We start from the raw sequence: 12,973 nt of genomic DNA, 5'->3' as shown, positions 1-12,973 counted from the left end.
CCCTTCTGTCAACCTGGGGTGCTCAGCCGAGCAGCTCGGACACCAGCTCACCGATGACCCGGTCGCCGTGCTGGGTGAGGATCGACTCCGCGTGGAACTGGATCCCGCGGAACGTCGGCCCAGCCACCGTGTGGACGTCGCCGGACACCGGGTCGACCTCCACGGTGACGCGGTCGGGCAGCCCGTCGCCCGGCTCACGCGCCACGAACGTGTTGTAGAAGCCGACGGTCTCCGTACGACCGCGGAGCGGCAGCGCCGACTGCGTCCCCTGGAACACGATGTCCTTGTAGGCGAGGTCCAGACCGAGCGCGCCGCACAGCACCTGGTGGCCGAGGCAGACCGCGAGGAACCGACGACCTGTCTCCAGCAGGTCGTCGACGGCGCGTCGTACGGTCGCGATCTTGGGATCGTCGAGGTCGCGGGGGTCACCGGGACCGGGTCCGATGACGACCAAGTCGTACCCGTCGAAGGTCTCCGGGCCGTCGTAGTCCTCGTGGCGGACGACGTCGGTGCTGATCCCCAGCACGCCGAGCAGGTGCGACAGCATGTTGACGAAGTCGTCCTCGTTGTCGAGGACGACCGCCCGGGTGCCCGCCAGGGAGTCGGCCGGCGCAGTGTCCGACTGGTCCGACAGCCAGAACTGGCTCAACCGCTGGTTGCGCGATCCGAGCGCGATCAGGACCTCGTCGTCGTGGGCGAACGCGTCGAAGCCCTCGATCGGCGCCGGGGCCGCGGGCACGAGGCCGAAGGCGCTCAGCACCCCTGCGGCCTTGGCGTGCGTCTCCGCCGTCTCGTGGTCCGGGTCGGAGTCGCGGACCAGCGTCGCCCCCGCGGTCACGGTGAGGTTGCCCTCGAGGTCCACGTCGGCGGTCCGGATGAGGATCGGAGAGTCGGCTGTCGGACGCCCCTGCGCGTCGCGTCCGAGCAGCGCCGCCGCCGCCGCGTAGTAGCCGCGGCCCTCCTGCTCGTACTTGGTGATGAGCCGGCAGGCGTTCTCGACCGGGCTGCCAGTGACGGTCGCCGCGAACATCGAATCGCGAAGCACCTCACGGACGTCACGGTGGGTCCGCCCGGCGAGCAGGTACTCGGTGTGGACGAGGTGGGTCATCGGCTTCAGGTACGGGCCCAGCACCAGGCCGCCCTCCGAGCAGATGTCGCACATCATCTTGAGCTCCTCGTCGACGACCATGAAGAGCTCGTAGATCTCCTTCTCGTCGCCGAGGAACCGCAGCAGCTCGCGCTTGCGGTCGGCCTGGCTCTCCAGCCCGCGCAGCCGGAACGTGCCCGAGATCGGGTTCATCCTGACCTGCCCGGCGTCGACACTGACGTGACGCTCGGGGCTCGCACCGATCAGGTAGCGGTCGCCGGTGAACACCAGGAACGTCCAGTGGGCGCCCCGCTCCCGCTCCAGCAGACGGCGCAGGACCGTCAGAGCGGCGGCCGGGCCCCAGTCGGCGAGCCGCGCCCGGTAGTGTCGGCCGATCACCAGGTTGGCGCCCTCGCCCTGACCGATCTCGGCGTCGATCACGGTCCGGACCATCTCGGCGTACGTCGCGTCGTCGGTCTCGAAGCCGCCCTTGTCGGCGGGAGCGAGCTCTCCGTCGGGGAGGACGGCGAGGAGCTCGTCCAGCGCCACGTCGGTCGACGTCTCGGCCGCGATCACCGACAACGGGGTGCCGTCGTCGTGAGCCTCGAACCCGCGCTCGCGGACCTGCCGGTAGGGAACGAGCACGAGGCTGTCGTACGAAGCGGGTGCGCCGTCGACCGGGTCGCTCAGCGGGACGTCCATCAACGAGTCGACATCGGTACGGGCTCCGCCGATCAGGACGACCCGGTCGGAGTCGCGGACACGGATGATCGCGTACGACGGCAGAGCCATCAGCTGCTCGAGCGCCGCAGCGGTCTCGGCAGCCGAGTCGTGAGGAGAGGGCATCGTCGGTCCTAGGGTTCGTCGGCCGACGGGCTCACCAGACACGGCCGAGGAGGCGGGGTCTGGGATGTGCACGAGACGCCACCTAGAGGTGGCGCCACCAACCGAGTGTGGTCCGTGCGTTCATAGGCGAGAGCGTAGCGCACGCCTGGCTCCGTCCTGGCGTCCTGCCCGCCTCTTGGGACGGCGGTCAGGAGCACGAGCATGCCCACCGCTCCGAGTCCGAGAAGCCCCGGGCCGACGACGCCCACGGGCACCGCCGGCGGTGTCACGTCGGCGATGGCGGGATAGAGGTGTCCCAGCACCGTCCACGCAGACGCGGCGGCGCCGCTGGTCCCCGACACCAGCGCCGCGGTACGCAGCCCGGACGGTACGGGCGACCGTCGTCCGGCGAGGACCCGCGCGAGCCCGATCGCGACCAGACCGAGCAGCACGAACGCGAAGAGCAGCATCGCGAGGCCGACCTCGCGCACCGCGCCGCCGTACGACCCGTCGAGGCCGTCGACGACCCGCAGGAGCCCCGACAGCACGAGGAGCAGCGGTGCGACGATCGCCGGGCCGACGACGAGCGGCTGGCGGGGGCGGGGTGCCACGAACGGTGTCATCTGTCCACGGTCGGTCCGCGCCGTGCGCAGGCACCACCGGTGAAGCCCCGGAGACGACCCGGAGCCGCCCCGGGCCGGGCTACCCGGCAGGAGCGGGTGTGGGCGCCGAGGTCGGCGTCGGAGCCGGCGTCGTCGACGTCGTCGGAGCCGGCGCGTCGGAAGTGACGTCGACCGGCACGTACGGCGTGACCTGGATGGTGCCGTCGGGGATGAAGTTCACCGGCTGCAGCCCCACGGGCCGTCCATCCCGGTAGGTGATCAGCGTGGCCTGCGCCTGTCGCCTGAGCTTGCTCCCGAGGGCGAAGGCGAACGCAGCGCCACCAGTGCTGGCATTGGTGAACGTCACGGTGCGCCGACCGTCCTCAGCCGTGAGAACGGTAGGCCCGCGCTGGACGTGGAGGTGGCCGGACAGCACCAGGTCGACGCACCCTGAGCGCGCGACCTCCTCGCCGGTGGTAGGGCTGTGGACGACGACCGTGCTGATGGAGCCGTCCTCGCACGCCGTCTCGGTGAGCTCGCGTCCCTGCTCGATGATCGAGGACGAGCCCTGGGACCATCCCGCGGTGAATCCCGAGCTGCGCGGGTCGCTGTATCCGAGGAACCGGATGCCCTCGACGTCGACCGGCTTGCCGTCGAGGACCTCGAAGCCGTCCTTCTTCATCTGCTCGGCGACGAAGTCGCCCTCGTCATGGTTGCCGGCGACGGCCACGGTGGGCACGTCGCGGAACTGCTGAGCGAGCGAGCGGATGCTGAAGCCCTCCCACGACCCCCCGGTCGACGTGTCGTCGCCGGCGTCGATGAGCAAGGAGGCGTCGACCTCGTCGGCAACCGCCCGGACGACCTTGTCCATGCCGATGTTGTCGTGCCGGTCGGCGACGAGGACCGCCACGATCTCCCCGTCCGCGGGCTTGCGGAGCTGCTCGGCGACCTCCGGCACGCGGTCCGCGAGGGCGCCGTAGAAGGTCACCGACGTCTCGTACGTCGTGATCGCCGACTCGACGATCGCCCGGCTGGCGTCGGTCGCGCTCCCGGAGGAGATCTGGAGCCTGTCGAGCGCGAGGTCGTCGGGGATCTGCGGATAGACCTCCGTCAGCGGACGCCAGCGGGTCTGCGTCACCGACTCGTCGGCCGGCTCGGGCCAGGTCAGCAGGACCACGGCCAGGACGGTCACGAGACCGAACGCGACCATGGTCCGCAGCGGCGCGTGCGGAACCGTACGGCGAGCGACGAAGCCCCGGACGCGCTCGGCGACCTCGTGGCGGCGACGACGCCCGAGCAGCACCCATCCGGCGACGAGGAGGAGCGCGACGGCGAGACCGGCCCCGAGCCCGCGCAGCGCCGAGGCGACCGCGATGTCGCGGACCACCCCGCTGATCTGGTCGATCTCGGCCTCGGGCTGGGAGGCGATGACGGCGTCGCGGGCGACGAGCTCGTTGAGGTCGTTGGCCTGGGTGTCGCCGATGTCGATGGTCACGCCGACCGACAGCGGTGTGTCGATCGGCATCCGGATCTGCGGGAGCACCGACCCGAAGTCGAGCGTCGCGTGCCCGTCGAACGTCGGCGTGACGACACCGGTGTGCGCACCCACGACCACGGTGCGGTGGGCGTTGGTGAAGGTCGTCAGTGCCACACCGCCGGAGACCACGAGGCCGACGAGCACCAGGGCGAGGATGGGCAGCCACGCGCGTCGGCGACGGCGCGCGGGCATCGACGGGGAGCCGGCGGGAGCGGGTCGGTCGTTCTGCTCAGGCATCGCCTCAAGTCTCTCGCACCGCACCACGCGCAGGGGCGGCGGTGTCCGTCCTGATCTGTGGTGCAGATCCTCGGCGGCACCCTACGCTGGGCTCCGGGAGGTCGTCATGGTGCTGGCGCTGGTGGTCTACGAGTCTCTCTGGGGCAACACCGAGTCGGTCGCACGCGCGATCGCCGACGGCATCGCCTCCACGTTCGGCGACGACGCGGTCACGGTCGCCGAAGCCGGGCCGGACGTCGGTCTCGACCCAGATCTCGCCCTCCTCGTGGTCGGCGGTCCGACCCACGCGTTCGGCATGTCGAGTGGGGCCACCCGTGAGTCCGGGCGCGAGCGTGGCGCGCCACACCTCCCTGACTGGGGAATCAGAGAGTGGATCGACGCACTCCCGTCACCCGGCAGAGCCGTTCGCGTCGCGGCCTTCGACACCCGTACGGTCTCGCCCCGACTGCCCGGGTCGGCCGCCAAGAAGGCGCTCAAGCGGTTGGTGGCACGCGGTTTCGAACCGGCCGCGAAGGCGCGGACGTTCGGCGTCCACGGGTACGAGGGGCCGCTCGCCGACGGAGAGCTCGACAGCGCCCGAGCGTGGGGCACCGAGCTCGCCGCCGTCGTGCGGTGAGCTCGGTGCGGTCAGGCCTCGACGCGGTCCAACCAGTGGCGGGTGGACCCGACGGTGAGCAGGAGCTGGGTCGCACGGGTCAGCACGACGTACAGCGTGCGCCACCCGGCCTCCGACTCGGCGACGACCTCGTCCGGCTCGACCAGGACCACCGCGTCGAACTCCAGACCCTTGGTGTCCAGACCGTCGAGCACCCGCAGCCGGTCCAGGTCGTGCAGCTCCTCGGCGAGCTCGGCGGTGCCCTCCTCACGGCGGCCGGTCGGGACGACGACGGCGATCGTGCCCTCCACCCGCTCGGCGAGGTCGCGCACGCCTCTGCGGACGGCCGACCACACCGCGGCAGCCTCGACGACCTCGTGCCGGGGCTCCTCGCCCGTACGGCGCACGGCGTCGGGGGTGTCGGCCCCCGGGATCGCGACCCGCGCCACCTGGGCGGCGAGGTCGTAGATCTCGGCGGAGTTGCGGTAGTTCGTGGAGAGCCGGAAGTGGTGCTCCTCCTTGCCGTCCAGGGCCGCGGTCCGCGCCCGGGCGGCCTCGTCGGGGTATGGCCAGGACGACTGCGCGGCATCGCCGACGATGGTCCAGCTGGCGTACTTCCCACGACGGCCGAGCATCCGCCACTGCATCGGCGACAGGTCCTGCGCCTCGTCGACGAGCACGTGCGCGTACGAGTCGTCCTCGATGGACTGCGTCGACCGCTGTTTGCGGACCGCAGCCTCCTCACGCTCGAACGACATGAGCTGCTTGACGTCGTACGGGTCGTCGTCGCCGTCGGCGGCCGAGACCTCGCCGAGCAGGTAGCGCAGCTCGTCGATCAAGGGCACGTCCTCGACGGACGGGGTGCCGTCGGCGCTGCGCCACGACGTGGCGAGCAGGTCGATCTCGCTGCGCTTGAGGATGCCCTCGGCGGAGCGCCGCAGCGTCTCGGGATCACCGAGGGTCTCCCACACGTCGACGGCGTCGAGCGGCGGCCACCACGCGGTGGCGAAGTCGAGGAACGCGTCGTCGGTGGTGAGCACCTTGTCGAACTCGTCCCGCTCCTTCTCGAGCGCCCGCTCGCCCTCCACCTGCGACCAGAGCGCGTCGAGCAGGGTCTGCTGGACCTTGCCGTACGCCCGGTTGCGCTGCTGGCCCGAGAGGAGCTGGCGCCGCAGGCGGTCGAGCGCCTGCGCGTCGAGGCGCAGCACGTCGTCGCGGTAGAAGTAGCGGAACGCGGTCGGCTCACCCGGCTGGGCGCTGCGGGCCACCCGGGACAGCACCTGGAGCATCCGTGCGGATCCCTTGACCGCGGCCACGGCGGGGGCGTCGTGGCGCCGACCCGAGACGCCGTCGACCACCTCACCCAGCGATCGCAGCGTCACCGAGGTCTCGCCAAGGCTGGGGAGGACGCGCTCGATGTAGCCCATGAAGACGCCGGACGGCCCGACGACAAGGACGCCACCGGACTCGAAGCGACGGCGGTCGACGTAGAGGAGGTAGGCCGCGCGGTGCAGCGCCACGACCGTCTTGCCCGTGCCAGGGCCACCACCGATGGTGGTCGCGCCACGGCTGGGTGCGCGGATCGCCTCGTCCTGCTCCTTCTGGATGGTCGCGACGACGGAGTGCATCGACGCGTCGCGAGCCCGGCTCAGGCTCGCGAGCAGCGCGCCCTCCCCCACGACGACCATGTCAGCGGGTGCGTTGTCGCCGTCGAGCAGCTCGTCCTCGACACCCACCACGGTCGCACCCCGGCTGCGGAGGACGCGGCGGCGTACGACACCGGCAGGGTCCTGCGCCGTCGCCTGGTAGAAGACCGATGCCGCCGGTGCTCGCCAGTCGATGAGCAACACCTCACGCTCGGCGTCCCGGACGCCGATGCGGCCGATGTAGCGCTTGACGCCGTCGACCAGGTCGAGCCGGCCGAAGACCAGGCCCTCGTGGGCGGCGTTGAGCGCCGCAATCCGCTTGGACGCCTGGTAGACCATCGCGTCGCGCTCGACCAGCCCGCCCTCGTGGCCGACGTGGCCACGGGCGTACCCCTCCCGAGCGAGTGCCTGCGCAGCCTTCGTCGACTCCTCGAGCCGGCCGTAGACGACGTCGACGTACGCCTGCTCGTCAGCGATCTCGCGCTGCTCGGCCGACGACGAGTTGGGTTGGTCCGACACGGAGCTCCTCGATAACGTCACACACCTGGGGACAGAACACACAAGTCTATCCGGGGGGCGGGACATTCCCACGCGCCTCCCGAGAGGATGTCGCATGGCCCAGCTGATGACCGACTCCACGGTGCTCGCGACCGTGCGCGCCCGGGACGCCGTGACCTGGATGAAGGACGCGGCGGTGGCAGCGCACCGCGGCGATCTCCACGCACCGGCTCGGGTACGAGCCGACCTCGGAGGCGGGGCCCTCGTGGTCACCGCGGGCCACCTCGACGGGTCCTGGTACGGCTACCGGGCCTACGACACGTTCGGACTGGTCACCGGCGAGCAGGTCGTGGTCGTGCACGACGCGGAGACCGGCCGGGTCCACGCGGTCGCGATCGGCGCCGAGCTCGGCCCGCGTCGTACGGGTGCCCTCGGCGGTGCTGCCGCCGACGTCCTCGCAAACCCCGACGCGTCCCGCCTCGCGTTGATCGGGGCGGGCACGCAGGCGTGGACGCAGCTGTGGGCGATCGCCGCGGTCCGCGACCTGGCGGAGGTGCGGGTGTTCGCCCGCGACCAGGGCCACCGTGCCGCGTTCGCCCGACGGGTGCGAGAAGAGCACGGCGTCGCCTGCGTCCCCGCCACCTCCGCCCGCGACGCCGTGGACGGCGCCGACCTCGTCGTCTGCGCGACCACGAGCCCGACTCCGGTGATCGCCGCCGAGTGGCTCGTCCCCGGTGCGTACGTCGCGACGCTCGGTCCCAAGCAGATGGGCCGTCACGAGATCGAGACCGGCCTGCTGGAGTCGGCCGACGTGGTGGTGACCGACTCACGGGCGCAGGCTGTCGGCTACGACCCGCCGAGCACCGTCGTCGGGACACGGGTCGAGGACCACCTGGTCGAGCTCGGCGCGGTCCTCGACGGAGCCGCGACGGGACGCAGCTCGCGCGACCAGATCTGCCTCTTCTACTCGGTCGGCCTCGCCGGCACCGAGCCGTACCTGCTGGCGAAGCTCGCCGGTCTCGACTGACGCCGGGCGCGCCTAGACGTCCAGCGGCACGTTGAGCAAGGTCAGCAGGCGCCGCCTCAGTGCGCCGAACCGCGGGTCGTCCACCGTGCGCGGGTGCGCGAGGGGGACGTCGATCTCCTCGATGATCCGACCGTCTTCCAGCACCAGCAGACGGTCCGCCAGCAGGACCGCCTCGTCGACGTCGTGCGTGACCAGCAGCGCGGCGAATTCGTGCGCCGACTGCAGTTCGCGGAACAGCCGCTGCATCTTGAGGCGGTTCAGGGCGTCGAGTGCTCCGAACGGCTCGTCCAACAACAGCAGGTCGGGGCGTCGGACGAGCGCTCGTGCGATCGCGACGCGTTGCGACTGGCCGCCTGAGAGCTCCCCCGGCCACGCCTCACCGCGGTCGACGAGCCCGACCTCGGACAGTGCCCCTGAGACCCGCTGGGCCACGTTCGGACCGCGGACCCCCAGCGCGACGTTGGCCGAGACCCGCTTCCAGGGCAGGAGGCGGTGCTCCTGGAAGACGACAGCGTGCGACGGCGGTACGTCGAGCGTCCCGGTCGCCTCGCGGTCGAGTCCCGCGAGGATGCGCAACAGTGTGCTCTTTCCGGAACCGCTCGCGCCGAGCAGCACGACGACCTCGCCGCGCTCCAGGTCGAGGTCGACTCCGTCCAGCACGACCACGTCGCCGAAGCTCCGGCGTACGTCTCGTGCTGTCACGAAGCCTGCAGTCCCCGTCGCCACGACAGCGCCCTCCTCTCCGCGACCCGCAGCACGAGGTCGGACAGCAGCCCGAGGACGGCGTACGCCAGAAGGCCGAGAAGCACGATCTCCGTCTGGGAGAACTCGCGCGCCTCCATCATCATGAAACCGAGCCCCGAGTCGGTGTTGACCTGCTCGCCGACCACCAGGCTCAGCCACCCGGCGGCGAACGCGAGCCGCAGACCCAGGAACAGCGACGGCATCGTGCCCGGGATCACCACGTGCCGGATCCGCTCCGCTGCCGACAACCCACAGGTGCGTGCCGCCTCCACCAGTCGCTCGTCGATGTTGCGTATCCCGGCGTAGAGATTCAGGTAGATCGGGAAGAAGGCGCCGAGCGCCACCAGCGTGATCTTGAGCGGCTCCCCGATGCCGAGCCAGATGATGAGCAGCGGGACGAGGCCCAGGTGAGGAAGCATCCGGGCCATCTGCACGGTCGGGTCGACGAGCGCGTCGCCGACGCGGACCAGCCCTGCGAATGCCCCGAGCACGAGCGCCAGTCCGCCGCCGATCAACAGTCCGACGAGCGCGCGGGTGAGGGACTCGTACACGTGCGCGGGCAGGCTGCCGTCCTGCGTCAGACGCCAACCCGCCGCCAGGACCTCGCTCGGCGGAGGCAGCTTGTCGGGCGACACGATGCGGGTCTGTGCCAGCAGCTCCCAGGCGCCCGCCAGGACCAGCGGGGTGACCAGCCGCAGTCGGCGCAACCACGCCTCCGTGCGGGCACGTCGACGGGCCGCGGTCGGTCGTCCCCCCGGGGCCTGGCCCGTGGACCCCGCGGAGACCGACCTGGCGGCTTCGGGCAGGGTCACCCCGCCGGTCACGGCGGTCGGCGCCTCGGTCACTCGAGGATCTCCGAGTACCTGTCGTCCACGCGGCCGGCGACATCGACGGGGCCAGGGATCAGGTCGAGGTCCGCGAAACCGTCGGCGATCGTCTGGATCTCGGCACCGATCTCCGGGGTGAGCGCCGCCAACGGCTGGGCGCTGCGGGCGAGCGCACGTGCCGCCGTCTCCCGCGGGATCTTGAGCTCCGGAGCGAGCAGGTCGGCCCGCTCCTCGGGGTTCGCGATGCCCCAGTCGGTGACCTCGCGGTACGTCCGGAGGAACTCCTCGATCTGCTCCGGCTTCTCCTCGAGCGCCTCCGGGGAGACGAGCACGTACTCGCGGTTGTTCGCCAGGCCCGTCGCGTCCGCGAGCACCTTCACGCCGGGCTGCTCTGCGAGCGCGAAGTACGGGTCCCAGATGATCCAGGCGTCGACCTGGTCGTTGTCGAACGCGGGTCGCGCCTCAGCGGGCTTGAGGTACTTCACGTCGATGTCGTCGATCGTCATGTCGTGCGCCTCGAGGAGCTTCACGAGGAGCCAGTGGACGTTGGAGCCCTTGTTGAGGGCGACGGTCTTGCCCTTGAGATCCTCGAACGACGTGAAGCCGCTCTTCTCCTTCACGAGCACCGCTTCGCCCTTCGGGACGGGTGCGGAGGTCGCGATGATGGTGAAGTCGGTCTTGCCGGCGGCGGCGAAGATGGGCGGCGCCTCGCCGGTCTGCCCGATGTCGACCGCCCCGGCCTTCAGCGCCTCGGTCAGCGCCGGGCCGCTCTCGAAGAGCGACCACTCCGCACCACGAGCGGCGTTGCGCGCCTTCACGAGGCTCAGACCGCCGAAGCGTTGGTAGCCGACCTGGAGCGGCTCGTCGGCGTCGGCGTCGTCCCCGCCGCCGCACGCGCTCAGCCAGCTCGACATCAGCAGCGCGACGGCGGCGGTCAGGGTGGCGGTGGTTCTGCGCATGAGGGTCCTCGGAGGTCTCGACGAAGCGACGGCGGCCAGTCTTGCGAGGACTTCGCGTCACCGGCAGGGTTGCGCTCGCCGCGGGAGAAACACCGAGGGACGCGTCGATCGGCGGCTCCCGCCGGATCGCGTGGTCACGATCGGAGAACGAACCCGTTGGAACGCCGTCCGGGTCCCCTAGTGTGTGTCCGCCCGCCAACTCCGGCGGGCCCTACCACCCGAGGTGGCCATGCGTCGCGCCCTTGTCCCAGCTCTCGCCCTTGCTCTCGTCCCCCTGGCCTCGTTGCCGGCTCCCGCGGTCGCCGGCCCGGCGACACCGGGCGTCGTCACGCCGACCAGCGGACCGGCCGCCTTCTCGTTCGAGGTGCCGGAGGCGATGACCGCCGTGCTCCTCGAGATCCGTCGGGTCGGCTCGTCCGCCGTCGTCGCCTCGACCGACCTGGGCGACCTGGCCGCCGGCACGACCAGCGCCACGTGGGACGCGCGCACGACCTCGGGCACTGCGGTCGCCGACGGGTCGTACGTCGCCACGCTGCGCGCCTCCGACGCCGCGACCCCGCTCGCCGACGAGTCGACCGTCCGAGTGAACCTCGTCGCGCCGAAGTCCGCCGCGGCCCCGGCGTTCTCGGCCACGAGCGTGTTCCCGTGGAACGACGGCTACCGCGACGCGATCACGCTCACCGGCGTCACGCCGACGACCGAGACGCCTGCGTCCGCCGCCGTGCAGGTGCTCAACGCCTCGGGTGCCGTGGTCTGGTCGGCTGTCGGCCGTACCGCGCGCTGGACGGGCCGCTCCAGCGTGGGCGCCATCGTGCCCGCCGGCACCTACCGCGTCCGCTCGCGGTACGTCGACGCCGACGGCCTCGTCGGCTACAGCGCTCCCCGCGCCGTCACCGTGTCGGCCAAGCGCCTGGTGACCCGGAAGGTCACCGAGCGGATCTCGCCCAAGGCCTTCCTGTACCGCCCGTACGTCGGTAGGTGCGGCAAGATCGTGAAGCCTGCCCGCAAGGGCAAGGCGTGGAAGAAGTCGATCTCGGTCTCCAGCAACCACCGCTGCAAGAGCAAGCCCTCGCGCTCGGGCACCGAGGCGCGCTTCAGCGTCGGCATGCGCGGCGCGTACGACTACAGCGCGATCACGTTCAAGGCGGTCGGGGCCGGCCACACGAAGGCACGCAAGAACGCTGCCGTCGGCTTTGGGATCACCAGCGACTGGAGCGACATCAGCCGCGTGCGTCGCCTCAAGCCCGCGTACGGCACCCGTACGGTCTTCTCCGCCTCCGGCCGCAGCCTCCAGCGCTTCGTCGACAGCGACGGGTTCATCACGTTCGGCATCGCCACCTTCGAGGGCGGACGGTACGACGTGAAGTGGCTGCGCGTGACGGCGACGTACCGCACGCTCGTCGACCCGACCGCGCGCGGCGCCCGTGTCGCCGGAGGACCGGCGTCCCAGGCGCGTCGCTGACCCCGCAATCTGCGGCGGACGCCTGTTATCACTACCTTGATGGGCGTCCGCCGACCCCGCGGCGGACCGTCTCCCAGGAGGCCATCCATGGTCCGTTCGTCTCGCAAGACCTCCGTTAGTCAGATCGTCACCGTCCTCGTGGTGGTGTGGCTCGTGATCGGTGCGCTGGCAGCAGCGCAGCGCGGCTACTTCCGCGGCACCGATGCCGACTGCACCAAGGTCAGCACGATCGCCGTCACCATCGTCGCCGGCCCGCTCAACTACGTGGGCGCCAACCCGAAGGTCGACTGCGACATCGAACCCAGCAAGTGAGTCACCCCACCCGGTGAACTCGCGGCGGACCCGGCTCGTGCACGATGCGAGCCGGGTCCGTCGTCGTTCAGCGGCGCAGTACGGCGGATCGATTCATCGCTTCGAGTAGCCGACCTCGACCGGGTGCGGGGGCCACTCGCTGATCGACCGCCGCCCGTCCTCGATCCAGCCACGCCGCGCATAGAACCGGCGGGCGCGGGTGTTCTCCTCCAGCACCCAGAGCCGGATCGGTTGAGCGCCGCGGCGCCGCAGCACCTCGTCGTGCAGGCGGCCGGCGAGGCCGCTCCCCCACCGTTCCGGCACCACGCCGAGGTGCCGGAGCACCTGGTCGTCGTACGTCGCGAACCCGAGGATGCGGCCGCCGGAGTCGTCCACGACGAGCGTCGTCACGCCCGGATCAGCCAGCTCGGCGACCCATCGCCGCCAGATCCCCTCGCGCGGCCACGGCAGGTCACCGAACACGTGCGCCAGCCCGGTGCCGTACGCCACCTCCTCACAGTCGGTCAGCGCATCGGCGTCCTCGGGTCCTGCCTCGCGGAGCTGCACGTGCCCAGTCTGGCGCAGCCCCGCGAGGAGGATTGTTCTACTTCAGGTCGTCGATGGCCCGCTGCGAGC

12 protein-coding genes are annotated in these 12,973 nt (G+C 71.3%); 4 read left to right on the top strand and 8 right to left on the bottom strand.

Annotated features, from left to right (window positions below; genetic code table 11):
• Positions 1–22: 22 nt before the first annotated feature.
• From KV097_RS00060 to KV097_RS00050, 3 genes are all read right to left on the bottom strand, one after another.
• Positions 23–1,933, bottom strand: coding sequence for an anthranilate synthase family protein (locus KV097_RS00060; RefSeq protein ID WP_220342397.1), 1,911 nt, complete (start codon positions 1,931–1,933; stop codon positions 23–25).
• Between the two features lie 8 nt (positions 1,934–1,941).
• On the bottom strand, positions 1,942–2,535 hold the full coding sequence (locus KV097_RS00055; RefSeq protein ID WP_220342398.1) for a hypothetical protein: 594 nt from the start codon (positions 2,533–2,535) through the stop codon (positions 1,942–1,944).
• Positions 2,536–2,614: 79 nt separating this feature from the next.
• Positions 2,615–4,288 carry a metallophosphoesterase gene (locus KV097_RS00050; RefSeq protein WP_220364752.1) on the bottom strand — a complete coding sequence of 558 codons (1,674 nt, stop codon included), beginning with the start codon at positions 4,286–4,288 and terminating at the stop codon, positions 2,615–2,617.
• A 106-nt stretch (positions 4,289–4,394) separates the two neighbouring features.
• On the opposite strand from KV097_RS00050, the gene KV097_RS00045 reads away from it, so the two are divergent.
• Positions 4,395–4,904, top strand: coding sequence for a flavodoxin domain-containing protein (locus tag KV097_RS00045; RefSeq protein ID WP_220342400.1), 510 nt, complete (start codon positions 4,395–4,397; stop codon positions 4,902–4,904).
• Between the two features lie 11 nt (positions 4,905–4,915).
• On the opposite strand, the gene KV097_RS00040 is transcribed toward KV097_RS00045, so the two are convergent.
• Positions 4,916–7,048, bottom strand: a complete 2,133-nt coding sequence (locus tag KV097_RS00040; RefSeq protein ID WP_301021757.1) for a UvrD-helicase domain-containing protein — start codon at positions 7,046–7,048, stop codon at positions 4,916–4,918.
• A 94-nt stretch (positions 7,049–7,142) separates the two neighbouring features.
• Here KV097_RS00040 and KV097_RS00035 point away from each other — a divergent pair, with 94 nt between their 5' ends.
• Complete coding sequence (locus KV097_RS00035; protein ID WP_220342402.1) at positions 7,143–8,054, top strand: ornithine cyclodeaminase family protein; 912 nt, start codon at positions 7,143–7,145, stop codon at positions 8,052–8,054.
• A gap of 12 nt (positions 8,055–8,066) precedes the next feature.
• Here KV097_RS00035 and KV097_RS00030 read toward each other — a convergent pair whose 3' ends face one another.
• Genes KV097_RS00030 through KV097_RS00020 form a run of 3 tightly spaced genes read right to left on the bottom strand, consistent with a single transcriptional unit; the run spans position 8,067 to position 10,584 of the window.
• Positions 8,067–8,756, bottom strand: coding sequence for an ABC transporter ATP-binding protein (locus tag KV097_RS00030; protein WP_308289277.1), 690 nt, complete (start codon positions 8,754–8,756; stop codon positions 8,067–8,069).
• Positions 8,753–9,643, bottom strand: a complete 891-nt coding sequence (locus KV097_RS19555; protein ID WP_220342404.1) for an ABC transporter permease — start codon at positions 9,641–9,643, stop codon at positions 8,753–8,755. Before KV097_RS19555 ends, KV097_RS00030 begins: the two co-directional genes overlap by 4 nt.
• Positions 9,640–10,584: an aliphatic sulfonate ABC transporter substrate-binding protein gene (locus tag KV097_RS00020; protein ID WP_220342405.1), complete on the bottom strand. Its 945-nt coding sequence runs from the start codon at positions 10,582–10,584 to the stop codon at positions 9,640–9,642. The genes KV097_RS19555 and KV097_RS00020 overlap by 4 nt, the downstream gene beginning before the upstream one ends.
• A 229-nt stretch (positions 10,585–10,813) precedes the next feature.
• On the opposite strand from KV097_RS00020, the gene KV097_RS00015 reads away from it, so the two are divergent.
• Both KV097_RS00015 and KV097_RS00010 read left to right on the top strand, forming a co-directional pair.
• Positions 10,814–12,046, top strand: a complete 1,233-nt coding sequence (locus KV097_RS00015; protein ID WP_220364750.1) for a FlgD immunoglobulin-like domain containing protein — start codon at positions 10,814–10,816, stop codon at positions 12,044–12,046.
• 87 nt (positions 12,047–12,133) lie between these two features.
• A complete protein-coding gene (locus KV097_RS00010) occupies positions 12,134–12,358 on the top strand; it encodes a hypothetical protein (RefSeq protein ID WP_220342407.1) in 225 nt (74 codons plus the stop codon).
• Positions 12,359–12,451: 93 nt separating this feature from the next.
• On the opposite strand, the gene KV097_RS00005 is transcribed toward KV097_RS00010, so the two are convergent.
• Positions 12,452–12,904, bottom strand: a complete 453-nt coding sequence (locus KV097_RS00005) for a GNAT family N-acetyltransferase (RefSeq protein WP_220364749.1) — start codon at positions 12,902–12,904, stop codon at positions 12,452–12,454.
• Between the last annotated feature and the right edge of the window lie 69 nt (positions 12,905–12,973).

The sequence above is a fragment of the Mumia sp. zg.B17 genome (genome assembly GCF_019550915.1).
Lineage (GTDB): Bacteria > Actinomycetota > Actinomycetes > Propionibacteriales > Nocardioidaceae > Mumia.
This window is presented reverse-complemented; position numbering and strand designations above follow the sequence as displayed.